Raw genomic sequence first — 14,448 nt, 5'->3', positions numbered from 1 at the left:
TTCGCCAAGAGAGTCGTGAACCGCGCGTCAGCCGCGCGGCGCGGTCAGCACCGACAGCCGCGTGATGCCCGCATGCTCGATCGCGGCCATCAGCTTCGCGACGGTGCCGTACGGCACGTGCTCGTCGGCCTGCAGGTCGAGCGCGACGTCGGGCCGGCCGGCCTTCAGCGCGGCCAGCTCGGCCGGCACCGCGGCCAGCGCGACCGACCGCTTGTCGAGATACACGACGCCCTTGTCGTCGACGCTCACGGTGACGTTCGGCTTGCGATCGGCCGGCGCCGTGGCGACGGTGTTCGGCAGATTCACGTGCACCGCGTTGTTGAGCAGCGGCGCCGTGACGATGAAGGCGACGAGCAGCACGAGCATCACGTCGACGAGCGGCGTGATGTTGATTTCGCTGAGCACGTCGTCGTTGTCGGAGGAAGAGGAGAAGGCCATTATGCGAACACCTCCCGGCGGGTGTCGTCGGCACGGCGTGCCGGCGCGGGTGCGGCGGCAGCGGGCGGCACGCGGAAGCCGGCTTTCTGCGCGAGCGTGACGAAATCGGTGGCGAACGCATCGAGATCGGCCGACGCGGCCTTCACGCGACGAACGAAGAAGTTGTACGCGAGCACGGCCGGCACGGCGACCGCGATGCCGATCCCGGTCGCGACGAGCGCCTCGCCGATCGGTCCGGCTACGACGTCGATGCTCGCCGACGCGCTGTGCGTGATCGCGGTCAGCGCATGGATGATGCCGAACACGGTGCCGAACAGGCCGACGAACGGCGCGGTGCTGCCAATCGACGCGAGCACCGCCAGCCCCGCCTCCTCGCGCCGGCGCGCGTTGTGGATCTGCTGCCGCAGATGCCGTTCGAGCAGGTCGTGACGGCTCCAGCTGTGTTCGAGATCGTGTGCGCTGCTCTCGTCGGCGCGTCGCAGCGCGTCGAAGCCCGTCGCGGCAAGTTCGCCCACCGGGCTGTTCGCGCCGTCGAGCGCGGCGGCCTCGTGGAAGCTGTTCGCGGCCCAGAACGCGCCGACGTAACGTCGGTTGCGCGCACTCGCCCGCAGGCTCTGGATCGCCTTCACGACGATCAGCGTCCACGTGACGACGGAGAAGACGACGAGCAGCCAGAGCGCGCCCTGGACGATGAAGGTGGTCGGGATACCGTTCATGATGTGAGTTCCTTTGAAAATGTGGCGGGCTGCCCGGCGGGTCAGCCCAGCTTGAAATCGATCGGCACGTTGACCCAGCCGTCGACCGCTTCGTCGCCGCGCTTCGCGGGCACGAACGTCCAGCGCTTCACGGCGGCCACCGCCGCGGTGTCGAGCATGCGGCGGCCGCTGCTCGTGCGGACCTCTACGGAATCGGGCGAACCGCTCGCGAGCACGTGCACGCGCAGCACGACGCGCCCTTCCCAGCCCTGGTCCTGCGCGAACGCCGGATAGTCGGGCGCCGGGTTGCGCAGGTAGGCCGCGTCGCCGACCGGTGCGGTTTCGCGCACGGGCGCGGCAGGCGCAGCCGGCGCGAGAGCAGGTGCGGCTTGCGTGGCGACGGCGGGCGCCGCCGTCGCGGGGGCCGCCTCGCGGGTGACCTGCGGCGCGGCGGCCGGCACCGGCGCCGGATGCGCGACGGCAGCACGCGGCTTCGGCGGGGTCGGCGCCTGCTTCGGCGGCTTCGGCGGCACCGCCGGTGGCGGCGGGTGCGCCGTCTGCGGCAACGGTTCGGGCGGCCGCGTCAGTTCGACCGTCATCGGCAGCGGTCGCGGCGGCTGCACGGGCGGCGCGGCAGGTACGCGCGCGGCCAGCAGCGCGACACCCGCATGCAGCGCCGTGACCGCGAGCGCAATCGCCGCCGTGACGCGCCACGCGCCCGGCTTCGCCTTCGTCGCATCCGGCCGTGCCGAAGGTGAAGCACACGGCGGACGCGTCGCCGCCGCCGCCCGGCCCGCCACGCCGTTCGCACCCGCACGCGGCGCAGCACGCGCCGCGTGCCGGCGTGCCGGCGGCACGCCGTATTCGATCGTCAGACCTGTCATGCTCGACTCCTTGCAATGACGCGCCGCGGCGCGCTACGCGACCCACGCATGGCGTTGCCGGTCGATACGCGTGAACGGCGCCGGGTCGATCCACGCGCGCGCATCGAAATCCTGTTCGAGAAAGCCCCACTCGACGAGGAAGTCCTTGAACGCGACCAGCCCGTCGATCGACGTCTGCGCGAGCCCCGTCTCCAGATGGCGGTGCACGTCCGCGCCGTACGCATAACGCACCCACTCGTCGGATGCGCGCGTCTCACGACCGATATAGGCGACCGTCTCCGCGGGATGGCGTGCGGCCCAGTCGCCCGCCCCCACCACCACCGACAGGAAGCGGCTCACGAGATCGGGACGCGCGTCGATCAGCGCACGGTCGACGGTCAGCGTGCGCGGCGTGCCGTTGCCGATCCGCACGAGCGGATCGGGGTGCGCGCCGAGATCGATGACGACCTGCGCGTCGATCAGATGCACGGTCTCGAGCCCTTCGACGCCTTTCACGAACACCGCGTCGACCTCGCCGCGCACGAGCGCCGCGATCTCGAGCCCGTACTCGTGCGGGCCACGCGCAAACGAAGCGGGCCCGGTGCGGCGTTCGCGTTCGTCGGGCAGGTCGACCCATTCGGCGTCGCCGTGCCCGAGCCCTTCCAGTTCGAGTGCGCTCAGGAAGCCTTTCAGCGCGGCCGCCCGCCAGAAGTCGATGCTGATCGGGTGGCGCGGCAACCCGAGCCGCCGGCCGCGCAGATCGCGCACCGAGCGGATGCCGCGATCGGGCAGCGTGACGATCGCCTGGAACTCGTTGGTCCACGACAGGCCGATCACGCGTGTGTCGGCGCCGCGTGCCCGCGCCCACAGCGCGGGAATGTTTCCGCCCTGCCGGAACGAGTGCGGCAGACTGTGATCGAAATGCGATTCGCGCTTGCCGGCGTCGGCCGTCTCCTGCAGCGAATTCAGCGTGATGCCGTCCGGCCCGAACTCCTCGTCGAACCAGCCGCGATGCACGGCGATGCCGAGTGCGGTGGGCACCGGGCAGCGCGTGTACCAGAGTGCGTCGCAGGCCGTGGCCTGCGCAGCGAGTGTCGTCATGGTGAAGGTCCTTGTCGATGTCGTTGGATGGCGCGGGAATGCCGTCGCGCTCATGCGCCGGCCACGCGCAGCGCCGCCTGCGTGCCGCGCGCGTTCAGCGCGCCGTCGACGAGCGGCAGCACTTCCTCGCCCACGCGGTACGCCTCCTCGAGATGCGGGTTGCTGGCGAGAATGAATGTCGAGACGCCGATGTCGACGTATTCCGCGAGCCGCTCGGCCACCTGCTCGTGGCTGCCGACGATCACGCAACCGGGGCCGCCGCGAATCTGCGACATCCCCGCCCACAGGTTCGGGCCGACGATCAGGTCGTCGAAGTGCTGCGTATTGCCCTGGTGCAGCGCGAACTGGCGTTTCGCGCCGACCGACTCCGACGATTCGCCGCGCCCGCCGAAGCCGTTGCGCGTCACGTCGCCCACCGTCGCGAACATCTGCCGCAACTCGGCCCATGCCTGCTCTTCGGTCTCGCGCGCCAGGATGTCGATGCGCATGCCGAAGCGCAGGTCGCGCTCGGCACGCTGGCGATCGAGCGCGCGGCGCGCCGCATCGACCACCTCCTTCTGTTTCGCGAGCGGCTCGCCCCAGCTCAGGTGCACGTCGCCATGCTTCGCGGCGACCGCGAGCGCGGCGTCGCTCGCGCCGGCCAGGTAGATGCGCGGCGGCTTCTGGCCGCTCAGCGGCGGCAGCAGGCCACCGGCTTCGACCCGGTAGAAGCGGCCGTCGAACGTAAACGGGTCGCCGGCCGCAACGCCCTTCACGACATCGAGGAATTCGTCGGTGCGCGCATAGCGGCTGTCGTGATCGATGAAGTCGCCGTATGCACGCTGGTCGGGGCCGCCGCCGCCCGTGACGACGTTCCACTCGACGCGCCCGCGGCTGATCCGCTGCAGGCTTGCGGCCATCTGCGCCGCATAGACCGGATGCACGAAATGCGGCTGCAGCGCGATCAGCAGCCGCAGCCGGCGCGTCTCGCGCGCCAGCGCGGCCGCCACGACCCACGGTTCCTCGGTAAAACGAAAGATCGGAATCAGCGCGCCGTGGAAGCCGGCGATATCGGCCGCGCGCGCGACCTGCGACAGATAGTCGATGTAGCCGAAATCGTCGTCGTCGACTTTCGGCGCGACGCGCGATGCGCGCTGGCGGTTCCATTCGCCACGCGTATGCAGGTCGTGTGCGCGCCGGCCGTCGCCATGCATCGGCAAGCGCCACAGAAATTCAACAGCCATCGGAGTTCTCCTGGTCGGGCCATTCGGATTGCGTGCGGCATCGGCGTGCCGCGCGTGTGCTGCGCTGTAAAGCACGCGGTGTGCCAACGCGCTCGCCACGGCGCGTGCCGGCCCGTCGATGAATGCACACGACGCCTTGTCGGCCGGGCATCGGCGGGATTCGTGCAGCGCGTACCGGCAGTTGCCGGCCATGGCGAAACACGCCCGTACCGCAGTGCTGCACCGACCGCACCGCTGCTGCGCGCGCAACAGCGGCCGGCGCGACTGTTGCTGGCGCAACAGGCCATGCATCGGCGCGAGCACCGCCCCTCCCGCGCGACGCCCGCGCCGCGTACGGCCGCGCGGTTTCCGTTCACTGGCCCGGAACTTGCAACGTTGACCGGCCCGCGCGTGCGACACCGACACCGTGCGCGACCGGGCTTCAACCATGCTTACGCAGAGAGGGAATCTCACCCATGACAGACAGGCCCGATTCGTCATCGGACAAGCAGCAGACGTTCTGGTACGCCCGATCGCCCGTGCCGACCCCGCTCGGCATCGCCGTGCATCTCGGCTGGCTCAACGGCGAAACGTCGGCCGACGGCGTCGCGATCCGCTCGCCGCGCGGCGACACGCGGCACGACGTGTCGTCGATCAGCGATCACACGCTCGCGCAGTCGTTCCGCCAGGGCGGCAGCATCCCTGCGATGTGGGCGCGCTCGAACGGCGCGAATACGCGCGTGATCGGGCTGTCGTGGGTCGACGAATCGCAGTTGATCCTCGCGCGACCCGAGTCGGGCATCCGCTCCGTGAAGGCATTGCGCGGGCGCCGCATCGCGATCCCGAGCCGCCCCGACGACCGCATCGACATCTTTCGCGCGTCGGCGCTGCGCGGTTTCGTCAACGCGTTGAGCCTCGACGGGCTGACCACCCGCGACGTCGAGCTCGTCGACGTGCGCGCACGCACGCTGCAAGCCGTCGGACCGGCGCGTGCGGCGGACCTGTTCGCGTCGCCGCACGGTTTTTCGAGCCGCGCGCTGTATGCGGCCGAAGCCGGCGCGCTGCTGCGCGGCGAAGTCGACGCGATCTACGTGAAGGGCTCGACCGGCCTCGAGATCGGGCAGCTGATCGGCGCGCACGTGGTGATCGACATCGGCTTTCATCCGGAGCGCGCGATCCGCAACAACAACGGCACGCCGCGCCCGCTGACCGTCAACGCGGACGTGCTCGCGAATCATCCGGACATCGTCGCCGGCTTCCTGAAACTCGTGGTCGCGGCCGGCGACTGGGCCGGCACGCACCCCGACGAAACCGCGCATTACGTGGCCGGCGAAACCGCGTCGTCGATCGACTGGGTCCGCGCCGCGTACGGCAACCAGCTGCACCGGCATCTCGGCGTCAACCTCGACGACGAATCGGTCGCCGCGCTCGACGACTTCAAGACCTTCCTGCACGTCCACGGTTTTCTGGAAGCCGACTTCGACGTCGCCGACTGGATCGACCCGCGCCCGCTCGCCGACGTGCTGCGGCCGTCGCTGCGGAAGCGCGCGTGACCTTTTTTCCGCCCCCTGTTCCGGACCATCATGAAACACACGCTCTCCCTCGCCACACTACGCCGCCCGCTGCGCGCGCTGTTCGCCGCGCTGCCGTTCGCCGCGGCATCGCTCGCCACACCGGCCGCGCATGCGGACGACGCGCCCAAGGTCGTGCGGATCGCCGTCGTCGCCTATTCGAGCGGCGGCAAGACGCAATACGCGGGCGCGTCCGCACTGATCGACGCTGACAAGTCGCTCGAGAAGGCGCTCGCCGCGCGGCACGTGAAGCTGCAGTGGGTGCCCGTGTCGACCGCGGCGGTCGGCACGCTCGTGAACGAGGCGTTCACGAACGGCAGCATCGATTTCGCCGGCTATGGCGACCTGCCGTCGGTCGTCGTCAACGCGTCGGGCACCCATACGCGCCTGATCGTGCCGGGCGGTGTCGGCAGCAATACGTATCTCGTCGTGCCGGCCGGCTCGGCCGCAAAATCGATCGTCGATCTCAAGGGCAAGCGCATCGCGCTCAATCGCGGCCGGCCGTGGGAAGTCACGTTCGGCAAGCTGCTCGCCGAGAACGGGCTGAAGCTGTCCGACTTCAAGATCTACAACCTCGACCCGCAGGCCGGCGCGGCGGCCGTCGCGGCCGGCCGCGTCGACGGCTTCTTCACGCTGTCCGACGCGTATTCGCTCGTCGACAAGCATGTCGGCAAGATCATCTGGTCGACCAAGACCGCGCCCGACGACTGGAAGATGCGCGCGGAACTGTGGGCGTCTGACGATTTCGTGCGGCGCTACCCCGCCATCACGCAGCTCGTCGCGACGGCCTACGTGCGTGCCGCGCACTGGATCTCGCAGCCGCAGAACCGCGACGCGTACGTGAAGATCCTGAGCGCGTCCGGCCAGCCGGAAAGCATCGTGCGCCGCGAATACGCGGATGAGGCGACACCGTGGAAGGAGCAATGGACGCCGCTCTTTACACCCGCGCTGACCGGCCACTACCGCGACGTCGTCGCGTACAGCCGCCAGGCCGGCCTGACGTCCACGCCGGTCGACGTGAACGCGCTGCTCGCGCCGACGTTCGTGTCGACCGCGCTCAAGCAGCTCGGGCTCGACGGCTACTGGCGCACCGACGCGGCGCGCGTCGCGAGCCGCTGATGCCGATGCATGCCCTCGCGTCGAACGGCGCACGCGCGCTCCGCCTGCCCGGCATTGCACGGCTCGGCGGCATCGCGCTGTGGTGGGCCACGCCCGTCGCGTTCGTCGCGCTGTGGTGGCTCGCGAGCGCGCAGCGCTGGTTCCCGCCGCAGCTCGTCGTGCCGCCCGAGCGGCTCGCGGCCACGCTGCGCACGCTGCTCGACACGGGCGAACTGCGCGACAACCTGCTGATCACGCTACATCGTCTCGCGCTCGGCTTCGTGATCGGCGCGACCGGCGGCGCGGCATTCGGCATCCTGCTTGCGCGCAGCCGGCTGTTCGCCGATTACCTGCGGCCGACGTTCGACCTGCTGCGGCAGGTGCCGACGCTCACGCTGATTCCGCTGCTGATCCTGCTGATCGGCGTCGACGAACCGCTGAAGCTGGTCGTCGTCGGCAAGGCCGTGTTTTTTCCGGTCGCGCTGGCCGCGTACACGGGCGTGCACGACGCGCCGCGCGATCTCGTCGAGATGGCGCGCCACTATGGGCTCGGCCGCTTCGCGCTGTTGCGCGACGTGCTGCTGCCCGCCGCGTTGCCGCCCCTGCTGACCGGCGTGCGGATCGCGCTCGCCCGTGCCTGGCTCGCGCTCGTCGCGGTCGAACTGCTCAGCGCCGACAGCGGGATCGGCCAGATGATGGAACTGGCGCGGCAGATGCTGCGCCTCGACGTCGTGCTCATCGACGTCGCGGTGATCGGGCTGATCGGCTTCGCGATCGACCGGTCGATCGCGCTCGTGCAACGCTACGCATTGCGCTGGCAGACGCCCGCGCGCTGAACGAACAGGTTTCCGAATGCCCCCCGCCAAGCCCCCCTTCCCGTTCGCCGCGCTGCGCCGTCGTGCGCGCGGCCTCGTCGTGCCGGCGCTGCTGGTCGCCGCATGGCAGTACGCGTCGTCCGGCGACGCGGCCCATCAATACGCATTCGTACCGTTGCAGCAGGTGGGCGCCGCGCTCGTCGAACTCGCCCGCAGCGGCGAACTCGCAACCGATCTCGGCGCGAGCCTGCGCCGCACGACGCTCGGCCTGGCGGCCGGTGTCGCGTTCGGGCTCGTGTTCGGCGCGACGATGGCGCGCTCGACGCTCGCGCGCAAGCTCGGCGAGCCGGCGTTCCAGGCGCTGCGCTACGTGCCGCTGCTCGGGCTGATTCCGCTGCTGAGCCTGTGGGCCGGCACCGGCGAATTCGCGAAGGTGTTCATCATCGCGCTCGCCGCGTTCTACCCGATGACCACCGCCAGCTTCGACGGGCTGCGCCGCGTCGATCCGCGCTATGTCGAACTCGCGCAGTCGTATCGCCTGACGCGCATCGGCCTGTGGCGCGACGTGCTGATTCCGGGCGCGCTGCCCGACCTGTTCGCGGGTGTGCTGCAGGCCGTGCCGTTCGCCTGGATCACGGCAACCAGCAGCGAGCTGCTGTTCAACGCGGGCGCGGGGGTCGGCAGCCTGATGCAGAACGCGCAGGCAGGCGCACGCGCCGACGTGTTGCTGGTCTGCGTGCTGGGCGTGACGGCGCTCGCCGTCGGCATGAGTGCGCTATGCGAGCGGATCGCGCAGCGCGCGCTGCGCTGGCGCGATCACGCCTGACGGCGCAGCCGCGCGTCGGCGTCGCCGGCGTCGCGCGGCTTCAGGATGCCGAGCTGCGCGAGCCGCGCACGCACGATGTTGCGCGACTGGTCGAGCAGGCGCGACATGCGTAGCTGGTTATGGTCGCTGTAGTCGAACACGCTGCGATAGACGGTGTCCTCGATGTGCTGCCACAGCGACGGCGTGCCGAGATCCAGCAGCTCGATCACCGCGTGACGCAGCGCATCGGTCGCCTCGGCCACGTCGCGCGCGCGGCGCGGCACCGCCGTCGCAGTGCGCGGATCGCCGGCATCGGGCGCAAGCGACAGCGCGGAAAACTGCAGGTCGCTCACATCGATCGCGCCGCCCGCGCAGATCAGCACCGCGTGGTGGATCACGTTCTCGAGTTCGCGGATGTTGCCGGGCCACGCGTGCGCATGCAACCGGGCACGCGCGGCGTCCGTCAACGTCGGCGCGGTCACGCGCAACCGTTTCGCATAGGTGTCGATGAAGTGTTCGATCAGCGGCGCGATATCGCCGGGACGCTCGCGCAGCGGCAGCAGGCTCAGCTTCACGACGTTGAGCCGGTAGTAAAGATCCTCGCGGAAATTGCCCGCGCGCACCGCGGCTTCGAGATTCACGTTGGTCGCCGCGACGAGCCGCACGTCGATCTTCACGGTCTTGCGCGAGCCGACCGGCGTCACTTCGCGCTCCTGCAATACGCGCAGCAGCTTTACCTGCGCGGACAGCGGCAGGTCGCCCACCTCGTCGAGAAACAACGTGCCGCGATTCGCGGACTCGAACCAGCCGGGCTGGCTGTTGATTGCGCCGGTAAATGCGCCGCGTTCGTGTCCGAACAGCTCGCTCTCGATCAGCGTCTCGGAGAATGCACCGCAGTTGACCGCAACGAACGGGCCGTCATGGCGCTCGCTCAGCGAATGCACGAGGCGCGCGATCAGCTCCTTGCCGGTGCCGCTCTCGCCGGTGACGAGCACGGTCGCGTCGCTTGGTGCGACGAGCTGGATGCGCTCGAGCAGCACCCGCGATTTGGGATCGTCGAACGTCAGCGCCTTCGCACGAATCGTGATCGCATGCGAAGTCGGGTCCGGCAAGCTGAAGATGGCCATGGCACGACCGGCGTGTTGAACGGGGAAGGTTCGACGATAGCAAGGCGCGCGCCGGCCACGAACCAATTCATCGAGCTATCGGTATGACGGCGGCCGGATTGCGCGGGCCGCCGCGCGGCGTCACGCGAGGCCGGTCATCTTCCATTGCTGCTCGAGCGCGCCCGGACCGAATTCGAGCGAGCCGCCGAGCGGTTCGGCGAGCGCCTGGAAATACGCGGCTTCCTCGAGGATCAGGATGTACTTCGAAACGTCGAGGATTGATTTTCCCCAGAAGGTCGCGCCGCCGTTCGCCTCGATGATCGCCGGTACCTCGGGGTCGCGCCGGATCGTGTCGACGATGAAGCGCGGCTCGCCGGGACGGCGATCGACATACACCGGAATCTCGCGTGCGCGCGTGTAGCGCGCGGCCGGCGCATAGCGGATCGGCAGCGGGCGATGCGCGCTCGCCCAGGCACCGAGGTACGGGCCATGCACGTGGATCACGACGCCGACTTCCGGCGCTTCGCGGAACACGTCCGCATAGCGCGGCCCGTTGCCGCCCGCGCGCGCGTCGCCGTGCAGCACGTCGCCGTCGAACGTCACGACGACGGGCTGGATCTCCTGCGACGCGGCCCACGGGCTCGGCGCCGACAGCGCGACGACGAGTTCCGTGCCCGGCACACGCTGGAACGCCTGGAACGTATTGGTCGCGGACAGCGTGCGCGTGTCCTTCAGTACGCGTTCGGCCTGCGTGAATTCGCGCGTGGCGCGCTCGACGAATGCCACGAGTTCGCCGCTGTCGATGGTTGAGGTGACGGACATGAGGACGGTTTCCTTGATCGAATGAACGGATGGGCTCGCATCGCGATGTCGTCACACCGCGACGCACGGCCACCGGATCAGCAGCAATCGTGCCAGCCGGGCAGGCATGCGTCGAAGGCCCGCGCCACGGTGCGCGTGCACCACGCACGATGCGCGCCGTACGATCCACGCGTGCGCTTCTGTTGCGGGAGCAACAGCCCGCCGGCCCGGATTGCTGCGTGACACGCAGCCGGTCCATGCGCGCACGGTCCGACGCACCACGCGACAGCCCGTCACACCGCACGCCGCCGTTGCAACGCACGCGCTGGTTCGAAACTTGCATCGTGGTCGGCCCGCGCCACGCACTGTCCGGCACGTCCGATCCGACTTCACCGACATCCCTCCGACCATGACGCTTCTCCCCTTGCGCGGCCATGCCGCGCGCACGCTGCTGGCTTCGGCGCTCGCCGTCTCGTCTTTCCTCTCGCATGCGGCGTCGCCGGGCCGCGTGCCCGCACCCGATCCGTTACAGGGAGACGGTCGCGTGTCCGCGTTCTACACGTGGGACCGCGACATTCCGGCGACGCCCGGCGTGCTGCTGCGCACCGAGCCGCTTCCGGCGACGCTCGGGCTCGCGAGCGCCGGGCGCCAGCTGCGCATCCTCTATGCATCGACCGACGGCGTCGGCGGCCGCACGCCGATCGCCGTGTCGGGTGCGCTGTTCGTGCCGCGCGGCACGCCGCCGGCGGGCGGCTGGCCGATCGTCGCGTGGGCGCACGGCACGTTCGGGATGGCCGACATCTGCGCGCCGTCGTGGTTCGGCCGCTCGTATCGCGACGTGCGCTACCTGAACGCGTGGCTTCAGCAAGGGTTCGCGGTCGTCGCGACCGACTATCAGGGGCTCGGCACGCCCGGCCCGAATCCGCAGCTCAACAACCGCTCGAACAGCTACACGCTCCTCGACAGCGTGCGCGCGGTGCTCGGCGGCGTGCCGGGCCTCGCGAACGAGGTCGTGCTCGTCGGCCAGTCGCAAGGCGGCTCGGCCGTGTTCGCGGCGGCCGGCTACGCGCCCGCCTATGCGCCCGAACTCGCGATCCGTGCGACCGTCGCCACCGGGACGATCTACAACGCGTCGCCCGCCACGCTCGCGTCGCTGCCGAAGTTCGAAAGCGCGTACCGGCGCGATCCCGATCGGGTCGATCCGACGCTCGCGTACCAGTTCTACTCGGTGCTCTCCGCGCAGCAGATCGACCCGTCGCTGCGCGCGGACGAAGTGCTGACCGAGCAGGCATTGCCGATCCTCGAACAGTCGCGCATCAGTTGTCTCGCATCGCTCGAGGACGACGCGGCGCTCGCGCACCTCACGCACGCGAACACCGTGAAGCCCGGCGGCGATGCACGGCTGAAGGCTTGGTGGGACGAGTACCTGAAATACCCGACGCTGAAGATCGCGACGCCCGTCTTCATCGGCGCAGGCGCGGACGACGGGCTCGCGCCGCTTGAACTCGCGCTCGCGAAGGATGCGTGCGCGGCCGGCACGACGGTCGACGCGCACCTGTATGCGGGCCGAGAACACAACGGCACCGTGAACGCGTCGCTCGCCGATTCGATTCCGTTCGTGAAGCGTGTGCTTGCCGGTGAGACGATCCGCCCGGTCTGCACGCCCGCCGCCCAGCAAGCCGTGTCGCAATAGCGGAGGCGACGCGCTTTTGCACGACGGCGCGAATGCATTTCGGAATCCGTTATTGGATCGCGCCGCCGCGCATTTTTATACTCGTCAGCACTCTCTGCTAAAGAGTGCCAGCCCATTTCGACAGATCAGCACAGGACGAATCCATGAGCCTACGACCCTTGCACGACCGCGTGATCGTGAAGCGACTCGACCAGGAAACCACCACCGCGTCGGGGATCGTGATTCCCGACAGCGCCGCCGAAAAGCCCGACCAGGGCGAAGTGATCGCCGTCGGCCCCGGCCGCAAGGACGCGGACGGCCAGCGCATCGTGCCCGACCTTCAGGTCGGCGAACGCGTGCTGTTCGGCAAGTACGCGGGGCAAGCCGTCAAGGTGGACGGCAACGAGTTTCTCGTACTGCGCGAGGAAGACATCGTCGCGGTCGTCAATCATTAACGGAGCGCAATCATGGCAGCGAAGGAAATCATTTTCAGCGACGTCGCACGGGCGCGGCTGACCGAAGGCGTGAACATTCTCGCGAACGCGGTGAAGGTCACGCTCGGGCCGAAGGGCCGCAACGTCGTGCTCGAACGCAGCTTCGGCGCGCCGGTCGTCACGAAGGACGGCGTGTCGGTCGCGAAGGAAATCGAACTCGCGGACAAGCTGCAGAACATCGGCGCGCAGCTCGTGAAGGAAGTCGCGTCGCGCACCAGCGACGCCGCCGGCGACGGCACCACGACGGCCACCGTGCTCGCGCAGGCGATCGTCCGCGAAGGCCAGAAATACGTGGCGGCCGGGCTCAACCCGCTCGACCTGAAGCGCGGCATCGACAAGGCCGTCGCCGCGGCCGTCGACGAGCTGAAGAAGATCAGCCGGCCAACCACCACGAGCAAGGAAATCGCGCAGGTCGCGACGATCTCCGCGAACGGCGAGGAATCGATCGGCCAGCGCATCGCGGAAGCGATCGACCGCGTCGGCAAGGAAGGCGTGATCACCGTCGAGGACGGCAAGTCGCTGGCTGACGAACTCGATGTCGTCGAGGGGCTGCAGTTCGATCGCGGCTATCTGTCGCCGTACTTCATCAACAATCCCGACAAGCAGATCGCCGAGATCGAAAGCCCGTACATCCTGCTGCACGACAAGAAGATCTCGAACATCCGCGACCTGCTGCCGGTGCTCGAACAGGTCGCGAAGTCGGGCCGGCCGCTGCTGATCATCGCCGAAGACGTCGAAGGCGAGGCACTCGCGACGCTCGTCGTGAACAACATCCGCGGGATCCTGAAGACCGTGGCCGTGAAGGCGCCGGGCTTCGGCGACCGCCGCAAGGCGCTGCTCGAGGACATCGCGATCCTCACCGGCGGGCAGGTGATCGCCGAGGAAACGGGCCTCACGCTCGAGAAGGCGACGCTCGCCGAGCTCGGCCAGGCGAAGCGCATCGAGGTCGGCAAGGAAAACACGACCGTGATCGACGGCGCGGGCGATGCGAAGAACATCGAAGCGCGCGTGAAGCAGATCCGCGTGCAGATCGACGAAGCGACGTCGGACTACGACCGTGAAAAGCTGCAGGAGCGCGTCGCGAAGCTCGCGGGCGGCGTCGCGGTGATCAAGGTCGGCGGGGCCACCGAAATCGAAGTGAAGGAGAAGAAGGACCGCGTGGACGACGCGCTGCACGCGACGCGCGCGGCCGTCGAGGAAGGCATCGTGCCGGGTGGCGGCGTCGCGCTGATCCGCGTGCGGCAGGCGATCCGCGATCTGCAGGGCGTGAATCCCGACCAGAACGCGGGCATCAAGATCGTGCTGCGCGCGCTCGAGGAACCGCTGCGCCAGATCGTCACGAACGCGGGCGAGGAAGCGAGCGTCGTCGTCGCGAAGGTGGCCGAAGGCTCGGGCAACTTCGGGTACAACGCGCAGACCGGCGAATACGGCGACCTCGTCGAATCGGGCGTGCTCGATCCGACCAAGGTCACGCGCACGGCGTTGCAGAACGCGGCGTCGGTCGCCGGGCTGCTGCTGACGACCGATGCGACCGTGTTCGAAGCGCCGAAGGATGCGGCACCGGCGGCGGCGCCGGGCGGCCCGGGTGCGGGCGGGCCGGGGTTCGATTTCTGATGGTATCGAAAGACGACGGATCGTCCACGAGGCGAACGGCTCTTGCATAGTTGCAGCGCGTGATGATTTTTCATCACACGCTGCATTCTTCTAGCCAGCGCAGCGATATCTGATTGGAATTTCCGGTATCGCGTCGCTACCGCGAACCCACTTGAATTACGCCGCCCGACCGA

The 14,448-nt window shown here is 69.2% G+C and carries 14 protein-coding genes; 7 read left to right on the top strand and 7 right to left on the bottom strand.

All coding sequences use genetic code 11. The annotated features are described in order from the left end of the window. Positions 1–27: 27 nt before the first annotated feature. Genes HWX08_RS22325 through HWX08_RS22305 form a run of 5 tightly spaced genes read right to left on the bottom strand, consistent with a single transcriptional unit; the run spans position 28 to position 4,320 of the window. Positions 28–438: an ExbD/TolR family protein gene (locus tag HWX08_RS22325; protein WP_107314607.1), complete on the bottom strand. Its 411-nt coding sequence runs from the start codon at positions 436–438 to the stop codon at positions 28–30. After that, a complete protein-coding gene (locus HWX08_RS22320; protein WP_069259171.1) occupies positions 438–1,154 on the bottom strand; it encodes a MotA/TolQ/ExbB proton channel family protein in 717 nt (238 codons plus the stop codon). The genes HWX08_RS22325 and HWX08_RS22320 overlap by 1 nt, the downstream gene beginning before the upstream one ends. Positions 1,155–1,195: 41 nt before the next feature. Beyond that, positions 1,196–2,017, bottom strand: a complete 822-nt coding sequence (locus tag HWX08_RS22315) for an energy transducer TonB (RefSeq protein WP_069259170.1) — start codon at positions 2,015–2,017, stop codon at positions 1,196–1,198. A 33-nt stretch (positions 2,018–2,050) separates the two neighbouring features. Then, positions 2,051–3,097: an ABC transporter substrate-binding protein gene (locus HWX08_RS22310; RefSeq protein WP_069259169.1), complete on the bottom strand. Its 1,047-nt coding sequence runs from the start codon at positions 3,095–3,097 to the stop codon at positions 2,051–2,053. Positions 3,098–3,147: 50 nt separating this feature from the next. Next, positions 3,148–4,320 (bottom strand): LLM class flavin-dependent oxidoreductase, encoded by a 1,173-nt coding sequence (locus HWX08_RS22305; RefSeq protein ID WP_069259168.1) that lies wholly within the window; start codon positions 4,318–4,320, stop codon positions 3,148–3,150. 455 nt (positions 4,321–4,775) lie between these two features. Here HWX08_RS22305 and HWX08_RS22300 point away from each other — a divergent pair, with 455 nt between their 5' ends. The 4 genes from HWX08_RS22300 to HWX08_RS22285 are packed head-to-tail and all read left to right on the top strand — an operon-like array spanning position 4,776 to position 8,609. Beyond that, positions 4,776–5,852 (top strand): ABC transporter substrate-binding protein, encoded by a 1,077-nt coding sequence (locus HWX08_RS22300; RefSeq protein WP_069259167.1) that lies wholly within the window; start codon positions 4,776–4,778, stop codon positions 5,850–5,852. 30 nt (positions 5,853–5,882) lie between these two features. Next, positions 5,883–6,989 (top strand): PhnD/SsuA/transferrin family substrate-binding protein, encoded by a 1,107-nt coding sequence (locus HWX08_RS22295; protein WP_174923119.1) that lies wholly within the window; start codon positions 5,883–5,885, stop codon positions 6,987–6,989. Beyond that, the gene (locus tag HWX08_RS22290) at positions 6,989–7,804 is read left to right on the top strand and encodes an ABC transporter permease (protein WP_069259165.1); all 816 of its coding nucleotides are present in this window, start codon (positions 6,989–6,991) and stop codon (positions 7,802–7,804) included. Before HWX08_RS22295 ends, HWX08_RS22290 begins: the two co-directional genes overlap by 1 nt. A 16-nt stretch (positions 7,805–7,820) precedes the next feature. Then, a complete protein-coding gene (locus tag HWX08_RS22285; RefSeq protein ID WP_107314141.1) occupies positions 7,821–8,609 on the top strand; it encodes an ABC transporter permease in 789 nt (262 codons plus the stop codon). On the opposite strand, the gene HWX08_RS22280 is transcribed toward HWX08_RS22285, so the two are convergent. Both HWX08_RS22280 and HWX08_RS22275 read right to left on the bottom strand, forming a co-directional pair. Further along, a complete protein-coding gene (locus tag HWX08_RS22280; RefSeq protein ID WP_107314140.1) occupies positions 8,600–9,715 on the bottom strand; it encodes a sigma-54 interaction domain-containing protein in 1,116 nt (371 codons plus the stop codon). The genes HWX08_RS22285 and HWX08_RS22280 overlap by 10 nt on opposite strands. A gap of 120 nt (positions 9,716–9,835) precedes the next feature. Beyond that, positions 9,836–10,516, bottom strand: a complete 681-nt coding sequence (locus HWX08_RS22275; RefSeq protein WP_059686364.1) for a class II aldolase/adducin family protein — start codon at positions 10,514–10,516, stop codon at positions 9,836–9,838. A gap of 388 nt (positions 10,517–10,904) precedes the next feature. Here HWX08_RS22275 and HWX08_RS22270 point away from each other — a divergent pair, with 388 nt between their 5' ends. From HWX08_RS22270 to groL, 3 genes are all read left to right on the top strand, one after another. Beyond that, positions 10,905–12,188: an alpha/beta fold hydrolase gene (locus HWX08_RS22270; RefSeq protein ID WP_069259161.1), complete on the top strand. Its 1,284-nt coding sequence runs from the start codon at positions 10,905–10,907 to the stop codon at positions 12,186–12,188. Between the two features lie 143 nt (positions 12,189–12,331). Next, entirely contained in the window at positions 12,332–12,622 is a 291-nt protein-coding gene (locus tag HWX08_RS22265; RefSeq protein ID WP_069259160.1) for a co-chaperone GroES, read from the top strand. Between the two features lie 12 nt (positions 12,623–12,634). Continuing rightward, positions 12,635–14,275, top strand: a complete 1,641-nt coding sequence (groL, locus tag HWX08_RS22260) for a chaperonin GroEL (protein WP_069259159.1) — start codon at positions 12,635–12,637, stop codon at positions 14,273–14,275. The last annotated feature ends 173 nt before the right edge of the window (positions 14,276–14,448 follow it).

This window comes from Burkholderia metallica (genome assembly GCF_902832845.1).
Lineage (GTDB): Bacteria > Pseudomonadota > Gammaproteobacteria > Burkholderiales > Burkholderiaceae > Burkholderia > Burkholderia metallica.
This window is presented reverse-complemented; position numbering and strand designations above follow the sequence as displayed.

Bases quoted from the DNA above. Each gene is read 5' to 3' on its own strand.
- HWX08_RS22325 (WP_107314607.1), bottom strand. From the start codon at position 438: ATGGCCTTCTCCTCTTCCTCCGACAACGACGACGTGCTCAGCGAAATC.
- HWX08_RS22320 (WP_069259171.1), bottom strand. From the start codon at position 1,154: ATGAACGGTATCCCGACCACCTTCATCGTCCAGGGCGCGCTCTGGCTG.
- HWX08_RS22315 (WP_069259170.1), bottom strand. From the start codon at position 2,017: ATGACAGGTCTGACGATCGAATACGGCGTGCCGCCGGCACGCCGGCAC.
- HWX08_RS22310 (WP_069259169.1), bottom strand. From the start codon at position 3,097: ATGACGACACTCGCTGCGCAGGCCACGGCCTGCGACGCACTCTGGTAC.
- HWX08_RS22305 (WP_069259168.1), bottom strand. From the start codon at position 4,320: ATGGCTGTTGAATTTCTGTGGCGCTTGCCGATGCATGGCGACGGCCGG.
- HWX08_RS22300 (WP_069259167.1), top strand. From the start codon at position 4,776: ATGACAGACAGGCCCGATTCGTCATCGGACAAGCAGCAGACGTTCTGG.
- HWX08_RS22295 (WP_174923119.1), top strand. From the start codon at position 5,883: ATGAAACACACGCTCTCCCTCGCCACACTACGCCGCCCGCTGCGCGCG.
- HWX08_RS22290 (WP_069259165.1), top strand. From the start codon at position 6,989: ATGCCGATGCATGCCCTCGCGTCGAACGGCGCACGCGCGCTCCGCCTG.
- HWX08_RS22285 (WP_107314141.1), top strand. From the start codon at position 7,821: ATGCCCCCCGCCAAGCCCCCCTTCCCGTTCGCCGCGCTGCGCCGTCGT.
- HWX08_RS22280 (WP_107314140.1), bottom strand. From the start codon at position 9,715: ATGGCCATCTTCAGCTTGCCGGACCCGACTTCGCATGCGATCACGATT.
- HWX08_RS22275 (WP_059686364.1), bottom strand. From the start codon at position 10,516: ATGTCCGTCACCTCAACCATCGACAGCGGCGAACTCGTGGCATTCGTC.
- HWX08_RS22270 (WP_069259161.1), top strand. From the start codon at position 10,905: ATGACGCTTCTCCCCTTGCGCGGCCATGCCGCGCGCACGCTGCTGGCT.
- HWX08_RS22265 (WP_069259160.1), top strand. From the start codon at position 12,332: ATGAGCCTACGACCCTTGCACGACCGCGTGATCGTGAAGCGACTCGAC.
- groL (WP_069259159.1), top strand. From the start codon at position 12,635: ATGGCAGCGAAGGAAATCATTTTCAGCGACGTCGCACGGGCGCGGCTG.